Annotated in this window: 20 protein-coding genes and 2 tRNA genes; 3 read left to right on the top strand and 19 right to left on the bottom strand. The window is 55.4% G+C overall.

Going from position 1 to position 22,171, the window contains the following annotated elements; all coding sequences use genetic code 11:
- Window positions 1-7: 7 nt before the first annotated feature.
- The 10 genes from nusA to rlmE form a co-directional block, all read right to left on the bottom strand.
- Window positions 8-1,501, bottom strand: a complete 1,494-nt coding sequence (nusA, locus tag R0137_RS05625) for a transcription termination factor NusA (RefSeq protein WP_407329210.1) — start codon at window positions 1,499-1,501, stop codon at window positions 8-10.
- Between the two features lie 37 nt (window positions 1,502-1,538).
- Window positions 1,539-1,994 (bottom strand): ribosome maturation factor RimP, encoded by a 456-nt coding sequence (rimP, locus tag R0137_RS05620; protein WP_405271485.1) that lies wholly within the window; start codon window positions 1,992-1,994, stop codon window positions 1,539-1,541.
- Between the two features lie 194 nt (window positions 1,995-2,188).
- Window positions 2,189-2,265: transfer RNA gene (locus tag R0137_RS05615), tRNA-Met, on the bottom strand.
- 166 nt (window positions 2,266-2,431) lie between these two features.
- A tRNA-Leu gene (locus R0137_RS05610) sits at window positions 2,432-2,517 on the bottom strand.
- 9 nt (window positions 2,518-2,526) lie between these two features.
- On the bottom strand, window positions 2,527-2,976 hold the full coding sequence (secG, locus tag R0137_RS05605) for a preprotein translocase subunit SecG (RefSeq protein ID WP_407329209.1): 450 nt from the start codon (window positions 2,974-2,976) through the stop codon (window positions 2,527-2,529).
- A gap of 81 nt (window positions 2,977-3,057) precedes the next feature.
- A complete protein-coding gene (tpiA, locus tag R0137_RS05600) occupies window positions 3,058-3,798 on the bottom strand; it encodes a triose-phosphate isomerase (RefSeq protein ID WP_407329208.1) in 741 nt (246 codons plus the stop codon).
- 108 nt (window positions 3,799-3,906) lie between these two features.
- Window positions 3,907-5,262 carry a phosphoglucosamine mutase gene (gene glmM, locus R0137_RS05595; protein WP_407329207.1) on the bottom strand — a complete coding sequence of 452 codons (1,356 nt, stop codon included), beginning with the start codon at window positions 5,260-5,262 and terminating at the stop codon, window positions 3,907-3,909.
- Window positions 5,259-6,059, bottom strand: coding sequence for a dihydropteroate synthase (gene folP / locus R0137_RS05590; protein WP_407329976.1), 801 nt, complete (start codon window positions 6,057-6,059; stop codon window positions 5,259-5,261). Before folP ends, glmM begins: the two co-directional genes overlap by 4 nt.
- Window positions 6,060-6,173: 114 nt before the next feature.
- On the bottom strand, window positions 6,174-8,096 hold the full coding sequence (gene ftsH, locus R0137_RS05585; protein WP_407329975.1) for an ATP-dependent zinc metalloprotease FtsH: 1,923 nt from the start codon (window positions 8,094-8,096) through the stop codon (window positions 6,174-6,176).
- Between the two features lie 191 nt (window positions 8,097-8,287).
- A complete protein-coding gene (gene rlmE / locus R0137_RS05580) occupies window positions 8,288-8,926 on the bottom strand; it encodes a 23S rRNA (uridine(2552)-2'-O)-methyltransferase RlmE (protein WP_407329206.1) in 639 nt (212 codons plus the stop codon).
- Window positions 8,927-9,031: 105 nt separating this feature from the next.
- Here rlmE and R0137_RS05575 point away from each other — a divergent pair, with 105 nt between their 5' ends.
- The gene (locus R0137_RS05575) at window positions 9,032-9,340 is read left to right on the top strand and encodes a YhbY family RNA-binding protein (protein WP_407329204.1); all 309 of its coding nucleotides are present in this window, start codon (window positions 9,032-9,034) and stop codon (window positions 9,338-9,340) included.
- A gap of 125 nt (window positions 9,341-9,465) precedes the next feature.
- Here the strand turns inward: R0137_RS05575 and greA are convergent, their stop codons facing one another.
- The 3 genes from greA to carA are packed head-to-tail and all read right to left on the bottom strand — an operon-like array spanning window position 9,466 to window position 14,301.
- Complete coding sequence (greA, locus tag R0137_RS05570; protein ID WP_405271492.1) at window positions 9,466-9,942, bottom strand: transcription elongation factor GreA; 477 nt, start codon at window positions 9,940-9,942, stop codon at window positions 9,466-9,468.
- Window positions 9,942-13,160: a carbamoyl-phosphate synthase large subunit gene (gene carB, locus R0137_RS05565; RefSeq protein WP_407329201.1), complete on the bottom strand. Its 3,219-nt coding sequence runs from the start codon at window positions 13,158-13,160 to the stop codon at window positions 9,942-9,944. The genes greA and carB overlap by 1 nt, the downstream gene beginning before the upstream one ends.
- Window positions 13,161-13,164: 4 nt before the next feature.
- A complete protein-coding gene (gene carA / locus R0137_RS05560; RefSeq protein WP_407329199.1) occupies window positions 13,165-14,301 on the bottom strand; it encodes a glutamine-hydrolyzing carbamoyl-phosphate synthase small subunit in 1,137 nt (378 codons plus the stop codon).
- Between the two features lie 277 nt (window positions 14,302-14,578).
- On the opposite strand from carA, the gene R0137_RS05555 reads away from it, so the two are divergent.
- Both R0137_RS05555 and R0137_RS05550 read left to right on the top strand, forming a co-directional pair.
- Window positions 14,579-15,442, top strand: a complete 864-nt coding sequence (locus R0137_RS05555; RefSeq protein ID WP_407329198.1) for an SDR family NAD(P)-dependent oxidoreductase — start codon at window positions 14,579-14,581, stop codon at window positions 15,440-15,442.
- Entirely contained in the window at window positions 15,442-16,632 is a 1,191-nt protein-coding gene (locus R0137_RS05550; protein WP_407329196.1) for an MFS transporter, read from the top strand. The genes R0137_RS05555 and R0137_RS05550 overlap by 1 nt, the downstream gene beginning before the upstream one ends.
- Here R0137_RS05550 and R0137_RS05545 read toward each other — a convergent pair.
- The 6 genes from R0137_RS05545 to R0137_RS05520 form a co-directional block, all read right to left on the bottom strand.
- Window positions 16,629-17,069: an acyl-CoA thioesterase gene (locus R0137_RS05545; RefSeq protein WP_407329195.1), complete on the bottom strand. Its 441-nt coding sequence runs from the start codon at window positions 17,067-17,069 to the stop codon at window positions 16,629-16,631. The two genes, R0137_RS05550 and R0137_RS05545, sit on opposite strands and share 4 nt — an antisense overlap.
- A 53-nt stretch (window positions 17,070-17,122) precedes the next feature.
- The gene (locus R0137_RS05540) at window positions 17,123-18,277 is read right to left on the bottom strand and encodes an iron-containing alcohol dehydrogenase (RefSeq protein ID WP_407329194.1); all 1,155 of its coding nucleotides are present in this window, start codon (window positions 18,275-18,277) and stop codon (window positions 17,123-17,125) included.
- 7 nt (window positions 18,278-18,284) lie between these two features.
- Entirely contained in the window at window positions 18,285-19,265 is a 981-nt protein-coding gene (locus tag R0137_RS05535; protein WP_407329192.1) for an NADPH:quinone oxidoreductase family protein, read from the bottom strand.
- A gap of 183 nt (window positions 19,266-19,448) precedes the next feature.
- The gene (locus R0137_RS05530; protein WP_407329191.1) at window positions 19,449-20,627 is read right to left on the bottom strand and encodes an acetyl-CoA C-acyltransferase; all 1,179 of its coding nucleotides are present in this window, start codon (window positions 20,625-20,627) and stop codon (window positions 19,449-19,451) included.
- 66 nt (window positions 20,628-20,693) lie between these two features.
- On the bottom strand, window positions 20,694-21,614 hold the full coding sequence (locus R0137_RS05525; RefSeq protein WP_407329189.1) for an SDR family NAD(P)-dependent oxidoreductase: 921 nt from the start codon (window positions 21,612-21,614) through the stop codon (window positions 20,694-20,696).
- 24 nt (window positions 21,615-21,638) lie between these two features.
- Window positions 21,639-22,100, bottom strand: a complete 462-nt coding sequence (locus R0137_RS05520) for a MaoC family dehydratase (RefSeq protein WP_407329188.1) — start codon at window positions 22,098-22,100, stop codon at window positions 21,639-21,641.
- Window positions 22,101-22,171 lie beyond the last annotated feature (71 nt).

The following is a 22,171-nucleotide window of genomic DNA, read 5'->3' as shown; positions in this document are numbered from 1 at the left end:
GGGTTAATCAGGCCGACTCTTCCTCGAACCACGGTGCGCGAGCAGTCATGATCAGCTCACCAGCACGCTCTTCGGTCATATCTTCGATGTCCATCAACTCGTCGACACCCTGCTCTGCAAGATCTTCCATCGTCACGATGCCGCGACTAGAGAGAATGAATGCAAGGTGGCGATCCATGCCATCCATAGTCAGCAGATCTTCTGCTGGCTCCTGGGCGCCAAGTTCTTCTTCCGAGGCGATCGCCAATGTCAGCAAAGCGTCCTTCGCGCGAGCGCGAAGCTCTTCCGCTATGTCTTCGTCAAAACCGTCAATGGAAGTCATTTCTTCCAGCGGGACGTAAGCCACTTCTTCCAGTGTGGTGAAGCCTTCATCAACAAGGATGCCCGCAACGTCTTCATCGACATCAAGCTTATCCATAAAGGTCTGAATAACCTGACCGGCTTCGGCTTCCTGCTTCTCCAGCGCTTCGTCGACACTCATGACGTTGATCGTCCAGGCAGTAAGCTCGCTCGCGAGACGTACGTTCTGGCCAGCTCGGCCAATAGCCTGCGCGAGATTGTCCTCGGCTACAGCAACATCCATAGTGCCGTTTTCTTCGTCTACAACAATGGACTCCACTTCCGCAGGCGACATCGCGTTGATCACCAGCTGCGCGGGGTTGTCGTCCCAAAGCACGATATCGACGCGCTCGTTATCCAACTCGTTAGAGACGGCTTGTACTCGAGATCCACGCATCCCAACACATGCGCCGACAGGATCGATACGCTGGTCGTTGGTCTTAACCGCAATCTTTGCTCGAGACCCAGGATCACGAGCGGCACTGCGAATCTGAATCACTTCCTCAGAAATCTCAGGTACCTCGATCTTAAACAGTTCGATGAGCATCTCTGGGCAAGCACGGCTGAGGATCAACTGCGGCCCACGAGTCTCTGTACTAATTTCCTTGAGAATGGCACGTACGCGATCGTTGATGCGGAACGTTTCCCGCCCCACCAACTGTTCTCGTGGCAGCAAACCTTCAGCGTTGTTACCAAGATCCACAATCACGTTGTCGCGAGTCACCTTCTTAACCGTGCCGGCAACCAACTCACCTACACGGGTTTCGTATTGCTCAACAACCTGAGCGCGCTCCGCATCACGGACCTTCTGAACAATCACTTGCTTCGCAGTCTGGGCGGCGATACGTCCGAACCCGACGTTCTCCACCTGCTCCTGATACACGTCACCGGGCTTGAGGGACTCGTCCTGCTCAATAGCTTCTTCCGTCGTGAACTGTGTTCCCAGTAGTGCCAGCTCATCATCAGGCACGACCAACCATCGGCGTACGGTCTCGTAGTCACCGGTTTCACGATCAATAGTGACTTCAATATCGGCGTCTTCGTCGTAACGCTTCTTGGTGGCCATGGCCAGCGCGGACTCTATCGCCTCAAAGATGATGTCTTCGGACACACCTTTCTCATTGGATACCGCTTCCGCTACCAGCAATATTTCTTTTGTCATCGTTCTAAAGCCTCGTAACAACAACCTCGAGGGTTGCTCAAATACGCAGTGTCAGCTGCGCCCGGTCCACGTCGCCATAAGGCAACAGATACTCGTGGTCATCCACAAGCAACACAATATCGTCGTCTTCTATGCCCCTAAGAATGCCCTTGAACTTGCGACGTCCTTCGAAGGGACTGCGTAAACGCAGTTCTACTTCCTGACCCACATACGCCAGGTATTGCTCCAACCGAAACAAACGGCGATCAACACCGGGAGACGACACTTCAAGTGTGTACTCGCCGCCTATGGGCTCTTCAACATCAAGCACCGCGCCCACCTGCTCACTCACTGCTGCGCAATCAGTTACCTGCACACCGTTTTCAGACTCTATATACAGCCTTAAAACACTGTGCTTGCCCTGAATAAGGAACTCCGTTCCCCATAGTTCAAAGCCTAATGCTTCTACCGTAGGCGCTAGCAATGCCTGCAGCTTGTTTTCTCGTGCACTCACCGCCAGCCTCCTCTTATCCGGTAAAACTTACTGTTTACATCTATCACTTGCTTAGCTGTCAGCGGGCCAGACACATCCACAGGGCGGACATATCCGCAAGGCCGACACAAAAGGCAAGCCAATAAAAAAGCCCCATAAGGGGCTTTTTTATTCACACCGTCGGTCTTTGGAGCTAACGGTGTTCTTGATAGTGTTGGTAGCGGGGGCCGGATTTGAACCGACGACCTTCGGGTTATGAGCCCGACGAGCTACCAGGCTGCTCCACCCCGCATCAAAACTTTTCTCTGCGAACCGAAAACTTTCTTCGACTCGCGGGACACTCCCTTAAGCTGCCCCCGTGAGAGGCCGCGTATTATAGGTGCGGCCAACACGTCACGCAAGCTCAACGGAGCCCACATTTGCCAGTAATGAAAATAAGTTCATCCTGGACTTCTTTATGGTGCCGAAGGGGGGACTTGAACCCCCACGCGCATAGCGCACTACCCCCTCAAGATAGCGTGTCTACCAATTCCACCACTTCGGCATATCTTTCTTAAGACTGCGGGATATCCTCCGACGCAGCCTCAACTTCCGCTTCAAACCCATCAGCACTCATTGACGGCATACTGTCATCCAGCACCGGAAGGTCACCCTCATTCGCCGGGAGCGTATCATCCACAGCTTGGATGTCTGAGTCCAGTGTCGTGGGTGCGGAATTTGTCGGAACGGGGATCACAAACTCATCTACCGTCGCCGTTTTGTTCTTTGCAATAATTGCCAAACCAAAGCTTGTTACAAAAAACAGGGTAACCATCCATGCCGTGGCACGAGTGAGAACATTGCCACTGCCGGTACTACCAAAAACAGTCTGCGATGCTCCCGCGCCAAAAGATGCACCCGCATCTGCGCCTTTACCCTGCTGAAGGATGATCAGACCGATAATCGCCAGTGACAGCAACAAATGCGTCACCAGTACCAGCTGTTCAATCAATTGCGCACTCATTTCCTAAAACCTCGTTGCAGCGGCGTTAATATCACCCCTGCTGTTTATATTGTTTCTACCTAAGCCGCACTTACGCCGCACTTACGCCGCACTTACAATGGCAGCAAAGGCTTCCGCATCAAGAGATGCCCCACCCACTAACGCACCATCAATATCCGTTTGGGCAAACAACTCCGCCGCATTGCCCGCTTTGACACTACCTCCGTAGAGGATCCGCAAGGCATCTGCATTTGCGGCATCAAATTCACGCAACACACTCCGAATAAACGCGTGCATGTCTTGCGCCTGCTCTGGTGTAGCGGTCAATCCTGTACCTATGGCCCACACAGGCTCGTAAGCAATAGCCAATCCCTTGAGATCCGACAGATCACTCAACGCGCCCAACAACTGCGCTTTGACGACATGCTCCGCCGCCCCGGCTTCGCGCTGCTCCTGCGTTTCACCAACGCACAACACAGGCGTTAAACCGGCCCGCTGCGCTCTCGTTAGCTTCGCCGCAAGCAAAGCGTCCGACTCCTGGTGATACTGTCGTCGCTCCGAATGGCCCACTATTACCCATTCACAACCGCAATCTCGAAGCATCTCTGCGGATACCTCGCCGGTATAAGCGCCTTCGTCAATATGACTGCAATCCTGTGCACCCAACATAACGTCGCGTGAACCCAGCAACTGTGCAACCTGCCCCAGATAAACGGTGGGTGGGCACAGAACACAAGCAGCTCGATACTCTTTCAACAGAGCCAAAAAATCGCTAACAAGGGCCTGATTAAAAGCGCCTTTACCGTGCATTTTCCAGTTGGCAATGACCAGCGGCTGTCGCATAGCTATAAGCTCCGCGTCGCGAGGGCGCGCAATACTACCCAAGCTGTCTGCTGGGGGCAAGAAAAGACGGCAGTCGCTTTCATAATGATCTTAGTCTCGGCAATGCGCTCAGGCTGCCGCCATAACACCCTCAACGGTCTGCGCAAGGGAGCGACAAAGCCGCTCAACCTGCTCAGCATCCCGCCCCTCGATCATTACTCGAATAACAGGCTCCGTACCCGAAGGACGCAAAAGTACCCGACCACTATCGCCTAACTCTTCCTCGACCTGGGCAACAGCTTTTATCACCGCTGGCTGCGAGTCTACGCTGCCCCCCGGGCTCACTCGCACGTTAATCATGGTCTGAGGGAGTAACGGAACATCGGCCAACACTTCACGCAAGCTTTGCCCGGCGCCTCGCAAGGCCCTAAGTACCTGCAACGACGAAACAATCCCGTCACCGGTCGTTGTCACGTCCGAGCAAATAATGTGGCCTGAAGACTCTCCCCCCAAATGCCAGCTCTGCGCTTCCATCATCTCGCGCACATACCGATCGCCCACCTGCGCTCGGACGAACTGTAGGCCCTCGTCTCTCAAGGCTAATTCGAGACCAAGATTGGACATCAAAGTGCCGACTACCCCGGTATCAGAACTGCCTTCGCGCAATCGATGCATGGCGATCACGTAGAGTAGTTGATCGCCGTCTACCGTTTCGCCCTGATCATCAACAAACAACACGCGGTCACCGTCGCCGTCGTAAGCAATACCCAAGTCGCAATCGTTCTCTCGAACAGTCTCCGCAAGGGTGCCCATATGGGTGGAACCCACGCCCTCGTTGATATTGAAGCCATCGGGAGAGATACCGATGGGAATCACCTGCGCGCCCAACTCTGATAATACGCTGGGTGCAATGTGGTAGGTCGCGCCGTGCGCGCAATCCATGGCAATCTTCAATCCGCGCAGGCTAAAACCCTCAGGAACCGTCGACTTGCAAAACTCGATGTAGCGACCCGCCGCGTCTACCACCCGCTGAACCTTGCCGATGTCGTGTGACTCGACACAGCTTAAGGGCAGGTCGAGCTCAGCTTCGATAGCAAGCTCAATATCATCGGGAAGCTTTGATCCGCTGGCAGAAAAGAACTTGATGCCATTGTCAAAGTAAGGGTTATGAGACGCGCTGATTACAATCCCTGCGTCTGCGTTTTGAGTACGCGTCATCAAAGCCACTGCGGGAGTAGGCATCGGACCCAACAGCTTTACATCAACGCCCGCCGCCACCAAACCCGCTTCCAGAGCAGACTCGAACATGTATCCAGAAACGCGTGTGTCCTTTCCGATGATGACGCTACAACGTCCCTCGGAACCCATGAGCCTGGTGAAAACTCGACCGCAGGCCCAGCCCAGCTTGAGTACGAAGTCAGGCGTGATCGGGGCCTCACCAACCAGACCGCGTATGCCATCAGTACCAAAATAACGTTTCTTCATGGAGTATGGACGTCCTTCACCGCCTGGAGTATTCGCAAAACATCGGTTGTTTCCGCAACGTCATGGACGCGCAGAATTACTGCGCCATGCTGCGCAGCAAGCATCGCCAATGCAAGGCTTCCCGGGAGCCGACTCTCCAGCTCGCGGCCGGTAAGTTTAGCAATGAGCGACTTCCGTGATAAGCCTGCCACAATCGGGAAACCCAGCGATCTAAGACGCGTAAGCTGAGCTAGCAGGACAAGATTATGCTCAAGTGTTTTCCCAAAACCGAAGCCCGGGTCCACAACGATTTGTGATTGCGCCAGGCCTGCGCTGATGCAGGCATTCGCCCTGTCTTGCAGAAACTCCGTAACTTCCCGCACGACATCACGATATGCGGGGGCGTTTTGCATAGTCTCAGGCGCACCTTGCATATGCATAAGACATACGGGCAAGCCCAGCTTTGCAGCGGTATCCAAGGCGCCATCTCGCTGAAGCGCCCTTACGTCGTTGAGCAAGCCTGCTCCCGCGGATGCGGCTGCTCGCATAACAGCCGGCGTACTGCTGTCCAGAGACAACACGGCATCAGTCTCGGCGCGCAGGGCCTCAAACACAGGTAGAACTCGATCCAGCTCCTGCTGCTCAGAAACCGCCACAGCACCCGGCCGCGTCGACTCGCCACCTATATCGAGAATTCGGGCTCCAGCATCCACCATCGCCGTGGCTTCACGCCGCAGCGCATCCAGGTCGGGGCGACCATCCGCCATCCAGAGACCACCGTCGGAAAAGGAATCAGGAGTTACGTTAAGAACGCCCATGACAATGGGCGAGGAGAGATCAAGAACGGTACCGGCGCAACTGAGCGTCGCGCCGGCGCCTTTACCGGCACCTTCAAAGGCGGTCAAAAGGTTACTGCTGCATCCGAGAGCAGCTCAGTGCTCGCCGGCTGGCCCACCGATGGGTCCACTGCGATCCGCAGTGTCGGACCCAGCCGCTGAAGAAGAGCCAGAATCGCTGTCGCCATCCTTCTTGCTCCAGTCGCTAGGCTCGCGAGGCGTTCGTCCCGCCATAATGTCGTCGATCTGATCCGCGTCGATAGTCTCGTAATGCATAAGTGCATCCGACATGACATGCAGCTTGTCCACGTGTTCTTCCAGGATGTCCTGCGCTTTACGGTAGCACTCGTCGATAATCCGACGGACCTCAGCGTCAATCTGCTTCGCTGTCTCATCAGACATCGCTTTGTGAGACTGGCCAGCGCTACGACCCAAGAACACCTCTTCGCCACCTTCGTCATACAAGAGCGGTCCCATCTTTTCGGACAATCCCCACTTGGTGACCATGTTGCGAGCTATCTCTGTCGCACGCTGAATATCATTGGAGGCACCGGTTGTAATGCCGTCGGGCCCCAGCGTCATTTCTTCAGCAATTCGCCCGCCAAAGAGGCTGCAAATCTGACTGATTATATGACGGCGACTGTGCGAGTAACGATCTTCCTCTGGCAGGAACATAGTCACACCCAGTGCGCGACCTCGAGGAATAATGCTGACTTTATAAACGGGATCGTGCTCAGGCATGATCCGGCCAACGATAGCGTGCCCCGCTTCGTGATAGGCGGTATTCCGTTTTTCGTCCTCAGACATCACCATGGACTTGCGCTCAGCGCCCATCATGATCTTGTCTTTCGCGAGCTCAAACTGCGTCATGCCGACGGTTCTTGAACCCGAGCGTGCAGAGAACAGCGCCGCTTCGTTCACTAGGTTAGCCAAATCCGCACCGGAAAACCCAGGCGTGCCTCTAGCGATCTTGGATGCTTCTACATCTTCAGCCAGCGGCACCTTACGCATGTGTACCTTAAGGATCTGCTCTCGACCACGAATATCCGGCAAGCCCACAACGACCTGACGATCGAAGCGCCCGGGTCGCAAAAGCGCGGGGTCCAGTACGTCGGGACGGTTCGTCGCCGCAATAACGATGACACCGTCATTGACTTCAAAGCCATCCATTTCCACCAACAGCTGGTTGAGGGTCTGCTCTCGCTCATCATGACCACCGCCAAGCCCCGCGCCACGATGCCGACCTACAGCGTCGATCTCGTCGATGAAGATGATGCATGGAGCCTGCTTTTTGGCTTGATCAAACATGTCACGTACACGCGAGGCACCGACACCGACGAACATCTCTACAAAGTCGGAACCCGAAATCGAGAAGAACGGCACTTTAGCTTCGCCTGCAATAGCTTTTGCAAGAAGAGTCTTACCCGTACCAGGCTGACCTACCATCAACACGCCGCGGGGAATACGCCCACCGAGCTTCTGAAACTTGCCAGGGTCACGTAGAAATTCCACGAGCTCCTGCACGTCTTCTTTAGCTTCGTCGACACCGGCAACATCTGCAAACGTTGTGGTGATTTGATCTTCGCCCAGCAGTTTGGCTTTACTCTTGCCGAAGCTCATCGGGCCGCCACGACCACCGCCACCGCCTTGCATCTGGCGCATAAAGAACATGAACACCGCAATGATGATGAGAATGGGGAAGCTAGCGACGAGAAGCTGTGTCCAAACGCTCTGCTGCTCGGGCTCTTTGCCTTCGACTTCAACCTGGTGGGTCAGGAGGTCGTCCATGAGCTTAGGATCTTCCACCATGGGGCGCGTGGTTTCGAAGTAAGAACCGTCAAAGCGCTCACCCGCGATGGTCAGCCCATCAATAGTGACCTTACGAACCTGATCGCGCTGGATTTCCTGAATAAACTCGGAGTAAACCATACGCTCGGTGGGCGTCTGCATGCTGAAGTTGTTGAAGATTGACAGCAGTACTGCAGCTATCACGACCCACAGCAGCAGGTTTTTGGCCATATCGTTCAAAATCGTTACCTCATTGCTGCGGCAGCTTCTATGGGCCACCGCCGAAAATTCATCGACCACCGCAGCGTTTTGCTGCGTGTCGCGGGACTCCATCGCCGAAGCGCATTGTCCAGCTGTTGCCGGTCGACCAGTATAGCGTTTTTTACGGGACAAACGCCTGCTTGGGCCACTCCAAACATTCTCTATTCGTCGTCCGGTGCTACCAGACGACCTCTAGCCACTAAATACACCTCTCGGGAGCGCGGTCTGGAGGCCGACGGTTTTCGGGTTAAAACCTTGTCGAACTGCTCGCGAGTTGCTCTAAACAGCTCGTCAAAACCCTCTCCCTGAAACACTTTGGTGACAAAAGAGCCACCAGGAGCGAGAACTCGACAGGCCATATCCAACGCAAGCTCAACCAGATAAATGGACTTCGGTTGATCAACAGCGCTCACACCACTCATATTGGGGGCCATATCCGATATTACAAGGTCCGCAGTTTTGTCGCCCATCTCCTGCAAAATTCGCTCAAATACTTCATTTTCCGTGAAATCTCCTTGAACAAAGTCAACTCCATCAATACTGTCCATGGGCAAAATATCTGAGGCAATGACCTGTCCTTTGGCCCCAACCAGCTCAACTGCTACCTGAGACCAGCCGCCCGGAGCACTTCCCAGGTCCAATACGGTCATGCCGGGCCGGATGATCCGCTCCCGTTCTTGCAGCTCAAGGAGCTTGTAGCAAGCACGGGAGCGATAGCCATCCCTCTGTGCCTGTTGCACGTAGGGGTCATCCCGATGCTCGCGCAGCCATGCTTTGCTGCTCGACCGCTTTTTAACCATTTCCCGTTCCTGAAAGATCAATCCGGGCACTCGCCCGGTATTTGGGTCCCATTGCCACTCTAGTGTAGACTCCGCGCCCCGCTGACTTAATCGGTTTACCCTAGCATGACTCGCAAAACCAATACGCGCCAACTTCGCGCTATCGGCCACAAACTAAATCCTGTTGTCACCATCGCAGGCAACGGTCTCAGCGAGTCGGTACAACTCGAACTTGAACGTGCACTCGAAGATCACGAACTCATCAAGATCAAGCTGGCGGTGGGCAGCCGTGAAGCTCGAGATGAGGTTATCGAGCAAATGCTCAAGGATAGTGGTGCGGAGCTGGTGCAACGGATAGGAAACACCGCGTTAATACTGCGCCACAGTGCAAAGCCGGACCCTAAGAAATCGAATTTACTCCGAATGCTGGGCTAAGCACTCAGCGTCAAGCTGTCCTCAACGCCCAAAAGATGCTCTCGTTGCCGTCGTAATCGTTCGTAGATAATCGTCGTCGACGGCCGGTCGCTGTCAGTCAAATATGGCTGATGTAATCGCTGCCGTTAAAGGTGGCGCACCTGATCAATCTCATACTCTCGGTCACCGCCCGGCGCACGCACCACAACGACATCACCTTCCTCTTTACCGATAAGCGCACGAGCGATAGGTGAATTCACCGAAATCAGATTCTGCTTTGCATCCGCTTCATCATCGCCCACGATGCGATAGGTCACCGTATCATCGTTCTCGACATTGATTAGGTCGACGGTCACACCGAAGATCACCTTCCCGGTGTAGGGAATAGTGGTCACGTCGATCACCTGCGCGTGAGACAACTTGCCTTCAATATCCAGGATACGGCCTTCGGCAAAACTCTGCTGCTCTCGTGCCGCGTGATATTCAGCGTTCTCTTTAAGATCGCCGTGTTCACGAGCCTCTGCAATCGCCTGCACAATGCGCGGACGATCTACCTTCTTCAATTGCTCGAGTTCTGCGCGCAAAGCTTCTTCCCCATGCGCTGTCATCGGCACCTTACTCATTAATGCATGCTCCTGTGGAGATCCTGTAGACGGCGAACCGTCTTATCCCCTTCTCGCTGCAAGGTCAGGCAGATAGCCTCCGCCGCGGCAAGCGTTGTTGTATAGAAAACCCGGTGCGCTTCAGCACTGGCTCGAATAGGGGCCGAATCGGCGATAGCCCGGCGCCCTTCCGTGGTGTTGATAATAATGTCTGCTTCGTCATTCTTGATCATATCGACGATATGCGGGCGGCCCTCGAGTACCTTCTTAACGCGGCGGACCTCCAGTCCTGCACCTTCAAGGGCGTCGGCAGTACCGCCGGTAGCGGCGAGGCTAAAGCCCAAATCAACCATTTGCTTTGCGAAGTTAACCGCGCCGGGCTTATCGACATCGCGCACGCTGATAAGCAGAGTACCGCTCCGCGGGGGAGGATCTCCCGCGGCCAACATGGCCTTAGCGAAAGCATCCGCAAAACTATCCCCGGTACCCATGACTTCGCCCGTTGACTTCATCTCAGGCCCAAGAATGGGATCGACTCCAGGGAATTTGTTAAAAGGCATTACCGCTTCTTTCACGCTGAAGAAGTCCGGCACTATCTCTGCGGTAAAACCTTGATCTTCAAGACTTACCCCAGCCATACAGCGTGCCGCGATCTTCGCCAAGGACGTACCAATACACTTGGACACAAAGGGCACCGTACGCGAGGCACGAGGGTTCACCTCGATCACATAAATCTTTTCGTCCTGCCAGGCCAGCTGCACATTCATCAAACCTTTAACACCCAGTGCTAAGGCCATTTGCTTCACCTGCTCGCGCATTTGATCTTGCACATCTGCGGGAAGGCTGTAGGGCGGTAATGAACACGCCGAATCTCCTGAATGCACACCGGCTTGCTCGATATGCTGCATGATGGCGCCAATCACGACCTGCTCACCATCAGACACCGCATCGATATCGACCTCGATTGCGGCGCTCAAAAAGCTGTCAAGAAGAACCGGAGACTCATCGCTCACCGACACCGCATCACGCATGTAGCGAAGCAGATCTTCTTCTCGATACACTATCTCCATCGCACGGCCGCCCAAAACATAGGAAGGGCGAACCACCAACGGATAACCGATACTGCGCGCCGCCTCAACAGCCTCTTCAACGCTGCGAACCGTGGTGTTAGCCGGCTGCAACAAGTCCAGATCCTGAATGAGGTGCTGGAACCGCTCGCGATCCTCCGCGCGGTCAATCGCATCAGGGGTCGTGCCGATAATAGGCACACCCGCAGCTTCAAGAGCGCGGGCAAGCTTCAGCGGCGTCTGGCCACCAAACTGCACAATCACGCCTTCGGGCTTCTCCTTGGCGACGATCTCGAGCACGTCTTCCAGGGTAACCGGCTCGAAATACAGGCGATCCGAGGTGTCGTAATCTGTTGAAACTGTCTCGGGGTTGCAGTTCACCATGATGGTTTCGTAGCCATCTTCACGCATCGCCAACACCGCGTGCACACAGCAGTAGTCGAACTCAATACCCTGGCCGATGCGGTTGGGGCCACCGCCGATCACCAAAATCTTGGGACGATCGCTGGGCTGTGCTTCGCACTCTTCGTCGTAGGTGGAATACATATAGGCGGTGCTGGACTCAAACTCTGCCGCACAGGTGTCCACGCGCTTGTAGACAGGCCGAATATCCAGAGCTTGCCGATGCTCACGCACCGAGGTCTCGCTCTCATCAAGGAGTGCTGCCAAGCGTCGATCGGCAAAGCCTTTGCGCTTGAGGCGGTACAAGCGCTCCGCATCCAGGTCCGCAAGAGAACCCTCTGCAATCAACTCTTCGTCTTTTACGATGTCCTCTATCTGAACGAGGTACCAGGGATCTACACCTGAGTGCCCGTAGACTTCTTCGACGGACATTCCCAAACGAAAGGCGTCCGCCAAATGCCAAATGCGATCGGCTCCCGGGTTAATCAATTCACTGATCAACTCATCGCTGGGTTCAAGATCATCGGGGCCCAAACGTGACTCCAGACCCGAGGCACCCACTTCGAGGCCACGCAAGGCCTTCTGCAGAGACTCCTGAAAATTCCGACCGATCGCCATCACTTCGCCTACAGACTTCATCTGCGTTGTTAAGCGAGCATCTGCCGCATTGAATTTTTCAAAAGCGAAACGTGGAATCTTCGTGACCACGTAATCGATAGAAGGTTCGAAGGACGCAGGCGTTGCTCCGCCGGTAATGTCATTCTTAAGTTCATCGAGGGTGTATCCAACCGCCAGTTTGGCGGCCACTTTGGCAATGGGGAATCCCGTGGCCTTAGAGGCCAGCGCTGACGACCGAGAAACCCTGGGGTTCATCTCAATCACCACCATGCGTCCCGTATCGGGGCACATGCCGAACTGTACGTTCGAGCCGCCTGTCTCCACGCCGATTTCACGCAGCACTGCCAGAGAGGCGTTGCGCATGATCTGATATTCCTTGTCCGTCAGGGTTTGCGCTGGGGCTACCGTAATGGAGTCTCCCGTGTGCACACCCATGGCATCGAAGTTCTCGATGGCGCAAATGATGATGCAGTTGTCGTTGTGATCGCGCACCACCTCCATCTCGTACTCCTTCCAACCGATGAGCGACTCATCGATTAAAAGCTCCGAGGTCGGCGAAAGGTCCAGACCACGAACGCAGATCTCTTCAAACTCTTCGCGGTTGTAAGCGATACCTCCGCCGGATCCACCCATAGTAAAAGAGGGCCGGATAATGCAGGGAAAACCGATAGAGTCGAGAACGGCGTGCGCCTCGTCCATGGAGCGGGCAAAGGATGCTCGCGGCGTTTCCAGCCCGATACGCTTCATGGCCTTGTCGAATAGTTCGCGGTCTTCAGCTTTATCGATCGCCTCTTTGGTAGCACCAATAAGCTCCACACCATTAGCTTCTAGAACGCCTTCTCTTGCCAGATCCAGCGCGCAGTTCAGAGCAGTTTGCCCGCCCATGGTCGGCAGCAGTGCATCGGGCTTTTCCACCTCGATGATCCGCTGCACCGTACGCCACTCGATAGGCTCAATGTAGGTAGCATCCGCCATCGCCGGGTCAGTCATAATCGTGGCGGGGTTAGAGTTAACCAGAATGACCCGGTAACCCTCTTCGCGCAGCGCCTTGCAGGCCTGAGCCCCGGAGTAATCGAACTCGCAGGCCTGCCCAATAACGATGGGGCCGGCGCCTACGATCAGAATACTTTGGATGTCTGTACGCTTTGGCATGTGCTTACCCCGCCCGCTGCTGCATCAGGCTGATGAAATGGTCGAAGAGCACACTCGGCTCATGAGGGCCGGGACTCGCCTCGGGATGGCCCTGAAAACTAAAGGCGGGCTTATCGTTTCGCTCAATACCCTGCAAGGTTCCATCAAACAGCGAGCGGTGTGTCACAGTTAGACAATCCGGCAGCGCGCTGTCATTCACCGCAAAACCGTGATTCTGGCTGGTAATCATCACCGTTTGATTGCGAAGATCCTGAACCGGGTGGTTGGCGCCGTGATGACCAAACTTCATCTTTAGCGTCTGGGCTCCGCTGGCAAGAGCCAGTAGCTGATGGCCTAGGCAGATCCCAAAGATAGGTATGCCCGTTTCTAAAAGTTCTCTAATGGCTGTTATAGCGTAGTCACATGGCTCCGGATCGCCCGGACCATTAGAGAGGAATACTCCGTCAGGGTTTAAAGCGAGCACCTCACTGGCACTCGTCTGTGCGGGCACAACGGTGAGGCGACAGCCGCGATCCGCGAGCATACGCAGAATATTGCGCTTCACACCAAAATCGTAGGCAACCACATGCCAGGGCATGTCTGAGCTGGCCGGATCCGCGAAGCCCTCGCCCAGCTCCCAGGTACCGGCGGTCCAACTGTAGCTTTCGGTGATGGAGACCTCTTTCGCAAGATCCAAACCTTTAAGCCCGCCAAACCCCTTAGCAAGGGCCAGAGCCGCATCGACATCCGGTGCATCGGTCGCCATGAGACAACCATTCTGCGCGCCTTTGTCCCGAAGCACTCTGGTAAGGCGCCGTGTATCGATCTCGGCAATGCCCACCACACCGCGCTCCCGCAGATAGTCGTCTAATGCTTGAGTGTTACGAAAATTACTCGCCAAAAGAGGGAGGTCGCGAATAACCAAGCCAGATGCCCAGATTTGCGACGATTCTTCGTCTTCGGGATTCGTGCCGGTATTACCAATATGAGGGTAGGTGAGCGTTACGATCTGACGGGCGTAGGAGGGATCAGTAAGAATCTCCTGATAGCCAGTCATGGCCGTGTTGAACACGACTTCTCCAACGGATGTATCGGCAGCGCCGATGGATATCCCATGGAATACGCTGCCGTCTTCAAGAACTAGAATTGCGGGACGGGTCAATCGTTCCTCCAGGGGCGCAGGCAGTCCGCTCGCAGGCTCAAAAAAAAGCGAGATGAGTGGTTCTCATCTCGCTTTCCTTGAATTGTTAATGTGCGTTAATGCCGGCAGCTCAGAATTTTGTGTCATCAATGTGTTACGCCAGACACGCAGTCTGGTCGTGGGTGCGCAGTGTACGAAATCGCCTGTTTTCTGTCCATACGGATGATCCACAAACTAAGCGCTGGCTGACGCTCGCCTCCCTGCCTATGATGGCTATATTCCCCGGCGGATTCTCAAAATGAACTATTTCAGAAATAAGCACGCTGCAATCACAGGTGCCGGCTCCGGTATTGGCCGCGCGCTCGCCCAGCAACTGAATGCCGCAGGCTGTCACTTATACCTGTCGGACGTGGACGAAGCTGGTCTAGCCGCCACTACGGCCAGTTTTACCAATACGACAGTAAGCACCCATAGCACCGTGGTGGATGTATCGAATGCCGAGGCCGTAAAAAGCTGGGCCACGGCGGTCGGTGAGATCACCCCTGCCCTGCATCTGGTGGTTAACAACGCCGGCGTAGACCTTATGGCTTCCGTCGCAGAAACCAACCTGGAAGACTTTCACTGGCTGATGAACATCAATTTCTGGGGCGTAGTACATGGCTGTCAGTCGTTCATCCCAGTCCTTGAAAAGGCAGAGCGCAGCCATCTGGTCAACATTTCGTCGGTTTTCGGTCTAATCGCGGTGCCTCATCAATCAGCTTACAACGCTGCCAAGTTCGCGGTTCGGGGTTTTAGCGAATCTCTCCGCCAAGAACTGGACCTTGAGGATAGTCCTATTAAGCTGTGCTGCGTCCACCCTGGCGGAATAGATACCAATATCGCCCGAAGGGCTCGCAACGCTGACCCGAATGCGACTCCCGAGTCTCAGCAGGAAATGTTCGAACAGCATGTGCGAACCAGTGCCGAAGATGCTGCTCGGCAGATTCTCCGTGCCGCGGAAAAAGGCCAGAGACGACTCCTCATTGGCGGTGACGCCAGGGTCATCGATTGGATTGTGCGTTTGTTCCCGACCGCCTATGCCCGACTGTTTCGCGACAAGACAGAAAGCGCTCTGACAGCTACTCGGTCGGAAACGCCAGCAACTGAACAACCGAATAGCTAATGAGCGAGACGCTTACACGCCGGCAACTATTGGTGCTCATCACAGCGCTCATGGCGACGGGCATTGGTCAGTCGCTCGTATTTGCGATTCTGGCGCCCCTTGGTCGAGAGGTTGATCTGGCAGAGGTGCAAATCACCTCGATCATTGCGCTATCCGCCTTGGTGTTCGCTATCGCTTCACCGTATTGGGGCCGACTGTCGGACAGGGTTGGTCGTAAGCCGGTGATCCTCATTGGTCTCATTGGGTACACCGTAGGCACACTGCTTTTTACCTCTGTATTTATGGCCGGGCTTGCTGGCGTACTGTCTGGGCTCTCACTCTATGGAATCGCCCTGATCACTCGCTGCAGCCAATCTGTTGTGATGTCGGCTTCAAGCCCCTCAACAACCGCTTACGCCGCAGATAGCACGAGTACCAGTGAACGCACGGCCGCAATGGCCAAGCTTGGCACGGCCAACAGCCTGGGTATGATTCTGGGGCCCGCCGTGAGTGGAGCCCTCGCGACGCTGGGTTTACTTGCACCTCTATACTTTGCCGGCGCCTTATCTGCCGCGGCTGCGCTCCTGGTTTGGAGGGCACTGCCTAGCATTCCGGCACCGCAGCGCGTCAGCCATACCCGACCAAAGCGCATGCGATTTTTAGATCCGCGTATACGACGTTTTGCGCTGACAGCAATTGGCTTGTTCACAGGTTTTTCAGCGATTCAACAGACCCTGGGGTTTCAACTTCAGGACCAGCTGGAACTCACCGGCGTAGAAACCGCCCAATATACGGGCGCTGCTCTGATGGTGTCCGCAGTATTCACCTTCATCGTTCAGGTGACTGCCATGCAGCGGCTAAAGCTCCCACCTCACGTCTTTGTACGCACGGGGCTGGCGTCCATGGCCTTGGGGTCACTACTGATCGCGAGTTTCCCCAATTTCACAATACTCGCCATGGGAATGGCTCTACTGGGGACAGGTCTGGGCTTGTCCATGCCCGCTATCACTGCGGGCGCCTCTATTGCTGTGAGCCCGGAAGAACAAGGAGGCGCGGCGGGAGTGATTTCTGCCTGCCCTGCCGTGGGATTTGTGAGCGGACCCATCATTGGGGGCCTGCTCTACCCTTTGGCGCCCTTCGGACCGGCTTTGTTCTCCGCGCTCATGTTCAGTGCGACGATTGCATTTTTGGTGGGTACCTCGAAGCGCTAGCGATCTAGCGCAATCGCCGCCAGCGCTTCGCGCATCCGTGCGGGAATGGGGACTGGCTTGTTACTGGCGCGATCAACAAAAACATGCGTGAATGTGCCATTAGCACAGGCTTGATCATGTCCCTCGCGAAAAATGCCAATGCCGTACTGTACTGAGCTGTTGCCTAATCGATCGACGCGCAACGCTCCCTCCAGGGGTTCGGGGTACGCCACCGGCGAGTAGTAATCGCAGCCAGAATTCACCACAAGCCCTACGGTTTCGCCATCGTGAATATCCAAGCCGCCCTCATCAATGAGGTAACGGTTAGCCACGGAATCAAAGTAGCTGTAATAAATAACATTGTTTACGTGCCCATAGACATCATTGTCGGACCAGCGTGTCGTGATAGCCGTAAACCAGCGGTAGGACCTGCGCGCGGGCGGCTGAGCTCTGGACATTCAATTACCTCGCTGTGATTTAAGCGGCAGCAGCTTTTGCCGGGATGGCGCGTTCAAAACGCTGCGCGATAGATTCCCAGCGCATCATCGTAACTAACGTCTCGAGGATTGTTGATTAACAAGCGCTGCTGGAGCATGGCATCCTCTGCCAGAGTCTCAAGACTCTCTTCCCCCACACCAGCGGCGCTGAGCGTGGCGGGCATGGATAAATCATCAATCAGTTTTTCGATAGCGACGATCAAGGCCTGTGCGCGGGCCTCCTCACTCCCCGATACAGAGACTCCCGCGACTATCTCTGCAAGCTCAGCGTAAAGACTCGTCGCCATAGGCAGATTGAATCGCATCACCGCTGGCAGCACGAGCGAGTTGCTTAACCCATGGGGAATATGAAAATGTCCACCCAGCGGGTAGGCCAGAGCGTGCACCGCGCCTACGGGCGCATTGGCAAAAGCCTGTCCGGCCTGCATTGCCCCCAACAGCATCGCCGCACGCGCATCGCGCTGACGACCATCATGCACCGCAGTGCGAATATTGTTCGCAAGCAGTGCCAAGGCACTGCGCGCCAGGTTGTCCGATACAGGGTTTTTCTTAATCTTGGAGGTATACGCCTCGATGGCATGCACCATGGCATCGACGCCGGTCATGGCCGTGATATGGGGCGGTAGCCCCAGAGTCAGGTCCGCGTCCAAAACCGCAATGTCCGGGAGCAAGACCGCTGAGCTCACGCCCGCTTTCGTAGTTTCCCCGGTGGTGACAATAGCGACCGGCGTTACCTCAGAACCCGTCCCAGCGGTGGTAGGTACCAGGATAAGCGGCAAGCGTCCGCCGCTAAGCTGCTCAACGCCATACATGTCGCTCAGCGGCTGATCTGAGCAAAGCAGCGCAGCCGCCACTTTCGCGACATCCATCGAGCTGCCACCGCCCACGGCAATTACGCCATCAACTCCGGCAGCTTTGCCCGCATCTACCGACGCAAATACCACCGCTTCCGGCGGATCTTCACTGACTTTGGGAAACAAACAGACACCCACGCCAGCTGCACTGAGCGCATCCTGAACCGGGCCAATGAGGCCAATAGCTACAAGCCCGGGATCGGTAACCAACAGGGCGTTCTTAACACCCAGTTTGGCGCAGTGCTCTGCCAGCTTCAGTGCTTCACCACTTCCACTAACAAGACGCGCGACGGTATTAAAGGCAAATGACTGCATGCCGTACCTACTCCATCGTGATGATGACCTTGCCCCGTGCTAAGCGCCCGGTCATCACATCATAAGCTTTCTCGTAATCCTCAAGGGCAAACACATCGTTAATCGCTGGCTTCAGTTTACCCTCGGCAAAAAGACCCCACAGGTCTTCGATGTTCTGGAGGTGAACAGCGGGCTCTTCAGCAATGAAACGCCCCCAAAACACACCAACAATAGAGCAGCCCTTTAGCAGAGCAAGATTCAAGGGGATTTCTGGAATAGGCCCGGCGGCAAAACCTACCACTAAGTAACGACCGTTCCATGCCATACCGCGCAACGCTGGCTCAGCGTAGTCGCCGCCTACAGGGTCGTAAACAACATCGACGCCCTTTCCACCGGTCAGCTCTTTAACAGCTGCCTTTAAGTCCTGCTCGCTGTAGTTGATGGTCTCATCTGCGCCGAGCTCGCGACACATAGCCAGCTTCTCTTCAGAGCTTGCCGCCGCAATCACTTTCGCGCCCATCATTTTACCGAGCTCCACGGCAGTGGAACCCACGCCACCCGCAGCACCAAGTACCAACAGGGTCTCGCCCTCTTTGAGATCAGCGCGTTGCTTCAACGCGTGGTACGAGGTGAAGTAGGTCATGGCAACGCCCGCTGCCTGAGTAAAGTCCAGACCTTCCGGCATGGGCATCACGGCATTTTGATCCGCCGCAACTTGATCACGAAAAGCGCCGCTACCGGTCATCGCGATCACTTTGTCGCCAACCTTGTAGCGCTCAACGCCCTCGCCCACAGATAACACGACGCCCGCGCACTCGCCACCGGGAGAGAACGGCATATCTGGTTGAAACTGGTACTTACCCTGGATGATCAGGACATCCGGAAAATTAAGGCCGGCTGCCTTAACGTCGATAACAACCTGACCCGCCTCGGCGGTTGGCTCCGGGTGATCGGTCGCAAGCTGCAGCTTGTCGGCCATCCCATGTTCTGTACAAAGTAGTGCGCGCATCCTCTCTCTCCATGACCTGGTCAGTAATTCTTAGCATGGCACCGTGCGCAGCCTTGAACTGTGCGCGGGGCACCAAAAAACGTCATCCATAACAGGCTCGGCGCTCGCCATCCATGGCTCGCGACGCCCGCGCGCAGCTCAAGGCTCCGCGCGGCTCGGTGCTTAATCTCTCAGCACGGAGTACTACAGTACTTCGAAGAGTCCTGCTGCGCCCATACCGCCACCCACACACATGGTGATGACAACGTACTTAACGCCGCGTCGCTTACCTTCGATGAGTGCGTGGCCAATCATCCGCGAACCGCTCATGCCATAGGGGTGACCAATGGCAATGGCGCCGCCACTGACGTTGAGCTTGTCGTTATCGATGCCCAGAGTATCGCGACAATGAAGTACCTGTACCGCAAAGGCTTCGTTCAGCTCCCAAAGACCAATGTCATCGACGGTCAGGCCGTGCTGCTTGAGCAGTTTGGGTACGGCGTAGATTGGGCCAATGCCCATTTCATCAGGCTCGAGACCCGCTACGGCAATACCGCGGTAAAGACCGAGCGGCTCCAGGCCACGTTGCTCTGCGAGCTTCGCATCCATAATCACTTGCGCAGACGCACCATCAGATAGCTGCGACGCGTTCCCGGCGGTAATCGTGCCGCCTTCTACAACGGTCTTAAGACCAGCGAGCGCCTCAGGCGTCGTTGCACGGATACCTTCATCGCGGCTTACGGTAGCTTCGGCCTCAGATTGCTCGCCCGTCTCTTTATTCCAGACGATACGCTTGCACGTTACCGGCGTGAGCTCTGCGTCGTATCGGCCCTGCTCGTACGCTTCGGCGACACGCTGCTGTGACTGAAGACCGTACTCATCCATAGCATCGCGGCTAATACCGTAGCGCTTGGCAACCACTTCGGCAGTCTGGAGCATGGGCATGTAAATGTTGGGGTGCATGGCCATGAGCTCTTCATCGGCAGCACGATGCAAGTTCATGTGCTCGTTCTGCACAAGGGAGATTGAATCCAATCCACCACCGACAACCACGTCCATGCCGTCGTACATGACCTGTTTGGCCGCCGTAGCTACTGCCATCAAACCGGAAGAGCACTGGCGATCAATAGTCATACCGGAAACGGTTACCGGCAGGCCGGCACGCAGCGCAATCTGACGAGCAACGTTCTGACCGCCGGTACCCTGCTGTAGTGCAGCGCCCATTACGACGTCATCAATCTCTGCGAGGTCGACACCTGCTCGGCGCACAGCTTCGCTTACTGCAGCGGCGCCCAGCGTTGGAGCCGTTAGGTTGTTAAAGCCGCCACGATAGGCTTTTGCGATCGGCGTTCTCGCCGTCGATACAATTACTGCTTCTTTCATAACTTATCTCCTAAAAGACGGCGAAGACTCGCCGTCAAAAAAAAATGCGCACTTAAAACCCGCGATTTACTCGAGGGAAATACCCAAACCTGCGGCAGCCTGAGTCAACATCTTGCCTGACTGCTCGAAACCAGCCTGCAACGCGCGTCCACCCTCGGCAGCTGCAATCACACTCCAGTGCGCAGCGATGCCTTCGGGCGTTTGTTCTTCAGGTGTCAGCCAGCAGCCTTCACTTTCAACAATTTTCGACACAGCGTAGGAGCCCGCTCCTGCACAGAGAATCGTGCGGTTCGGACCGTCCTCACTCACCAGGTACAGCACAGCAGGGGTTACGGTCTCGGGGGTCAGCAACTCGAACATTTTCTCCGGCATGAGGCCGTCGGTCATGCGTGTTCCCGCTGTCGGAGCCAGTGCGTTAACTCTGATGTTGTACTTCGCGCCTTCGAGAACCAATGTGTTCATCAGCCCGATAACGCCCATCTTGGCAGAGCCGTAGTTGGTCTGACCAAAATTGCCGTAGAGACCAGAAGAGGATGTGGTGACCACTACCCGACCGTACTCCTGCTCTTTCATGATTTCCCAGCAGGCTCGCGTGCAATAGACGGTCCCCATGAGATGAACGTTTAGTACAAGCTCAAAATCTTCCATGGAGCCTTTGATGAAGCTCTTATCGCGAAGAATGCCTGCGTTGTTCACCAGAATATCAACGCGACCCCACTTTTCCATTGTCGCGGCAACCATGGCTTCGACTTGCGCGTAGTCGGCGACATTGGCGCCGTTGGCCATTGCCTCTCCGCCCGCTGCCTCGATCTCGGCGACAACTGCCAGAGCAGCATCAGACGAGGATCCCGTACCATCTTTGGAGCCACCCAAATCGTTTACTACAACCTTGGCACCACGCTTTGCCAGCTCGATGGCATGACTGCGACCCAGTCCTTGTCCCGCGCCAGTGACAATAGCTACTCGACCGTCATAACGAATCGTCATTCTCATTTACTCCTTTTGTGTGTATCAGCCGCAGACAATCATCGCGAGAGACTCAGCGACAAGCGCGGGTGTTTCTACACCTTCAATCTCAACCGTGACCGACGATGTCAGCAGGAATCGATTGTCATCTTTCTGATCAACGCTGATCAATTCGCTGTGAGCGCGGATTCGCTTGCCCGCACGGACTGGGTTCAAAAAACGTACTTTGTTAAGGCCATAGTTAATGCCCATCACTACGTTCTCTGGTACCACACCAGTGCCTTCGCTCAGCTTTGGCAGCATAGACAACGAAAGGAAGCCGTGAGCGATGGTGCCACCAAAGGGCGTCTGCGCAGCTTTTTCCTCGTCGATGTGAATAAACTGATGATCTTCGGTGCAGTCCGCAAAGGTATTGATGCGATCCTGATCCATCGTGGCCCACTCGCCGACCGTCTTATTGCCCACCTGATCCACAAGCTGCTCTTTTGGTACGACTGTAACTCCCATGTGCTTCCCCTATTACTGATTGAATTTTGTCTTCAATGAGCGGCGCCAAGCGCCGCACACCCTTAGCTATC

Origin of the sequence: Congregibacter brevis (assembly GCF_045689245.1) — a bacterium.
Classification (GTDB): Bacteria; Pseudomonadota; Gammaproteobacteria; order Pseudomonadales; family Halieaceae; genus Congregibacter; species Congregibacter brevis.
Note: the sequence above shows the minus strand (reverse complement) of the source record. Positions and strands in the feature narration are given on the sequence as shown.

What these genes read in the sequence shown, in the direction of transcription:
- nusA (WP_407329210.1), bottom strand. Translation starts at nt 1,501, where the DNA reads ATGACAAAAGAAATATTGCTGGTAGCGGAAGCGGTATCCAATGAGAAA.
- secG (WP_407329209.1), bottom strand. Translation starts at nt 2,976, where the DNA reads ATGAGTGCGCAATTGATTGAACAGCTGGTACTGGTGACGCATTTGTTG.
- tpiA (WP_407329208.1), bottom strand. Translation starts at nt 3,798, where the DNA reads ATGCGACAGCCGCTGGTCATTGCCAACTGGAAAATGCACGGTAAAGGC.
- glmM (WP_407329207.1), bottom strand. Translation starts at nt 5,262, where the DNA reads ATGAAGAAACGTTATTTTGGTACTGATGGCATACGCGGTCTGGTTGGT.
- folP (WP_407329976.1), bottom strand. Translation starts at nt 6,059, where the DNA reads ATGGGCGTTCTTAACGTAACTCCTGATTCCTTTTCCGACGGTGGTCTC.
- ftsH (WP_407329975.1), bottom strand. Translation starts at nt 8,096, where the DNA reads ATGGCCAAAAACCTGCTGCTGTGGGTCGTGATAGCTGCAGTACTGCTG.
- rlmE (WP_407329206.1), bottom strand. Translation starts at nt 8,926, where the DNA reads ATGGTTAAAAAGCGGTCGAGCAGCAAAGCATGGCTGCGCGAGCATCGG.
- R0137_RS05575 (WP_407329204.1), top strand. Translation starts at nt 9,032, where the DNA reads ATGACTCGCAAAACCAATACGCGCCAACTTCGCGCTATCGGCCACAAA.
- greA (WP_405271492.1), bottom strand. Translation starts at nt 9,942, where the DNA reads ATGAGTAAGGTGCCGATGACAGCGCATGGGGAAGAAGCTTTGCGCGCA.
- carB (WP_407329201.1), bottom strand. Translation starts at nt 13,160, where the DNA reads ATGCCAAAGCGTACAGACATCCAAAGTATTCTGATCGTAGGCGCCGGC.
- R0137_RS05555 (WP_407329198.1), top strand. Translation starts at nt 14,579, where the DNA reads ATGAACTATTTCAGAAATAAGCACGCTGCAATCACAGGTGCCGGCTCC.
- R0137_RS05550 (WP_407329196.1), top strand. Translation starts at nt 15,442, where the DNA reads ATGAGCGAGACGCTTACACGCCGGCAACTATTGGTGCTCATCACAGCG.
- R0137_RS05545 (WP_407329195.1), bottom strand. Translation starts at nt 17,069, where the DNA reads ATGTCCAGAGCTCAGCCGCCCGCGCGCAGGTCCTACCGCTGGTTTACG.
- R0137_RS05540 (WP_407329194.1), bottom strand. Translation starts at nt 18,277, where the DNA reads ATGCAGTCATTTGCCTTTAATACCGTCGCGCGTCTTGTTAGTGGAAGT.
- R0137_RS05535 (WP_407329192.1), bottom strand. Translation starts at nt 19,265, where the DNA reads ATGCGCGCACTACTTTGTACAGAACATGGGATGGCCGACAAGCTGCAG.
- R0137_RS05530 (WP_407329191.1), bottom strand. Translation starts at nt 20,627, where the DNA reads ATGAAAGAAGCAGTAATTGTATCGACGGCGAGAACGCCGATCGCAAAA.
- R0137_RS05525 (WP_407329189.1), bottom strand. Translation starts at nt 21,614, where the DNA reads ATGACGATTCGTTATGACGGTCGAGTAGCTATTGTCACTGGCGCGGGA.
- R0137_RS05520 (WP_407329188.1), bottom strand. Translation starts at nt 22,100, where the DNA reads ATGGGAGTTACAGTCGTACCAAAAGAGCAGCTTGTGGATCAGGTGGGC.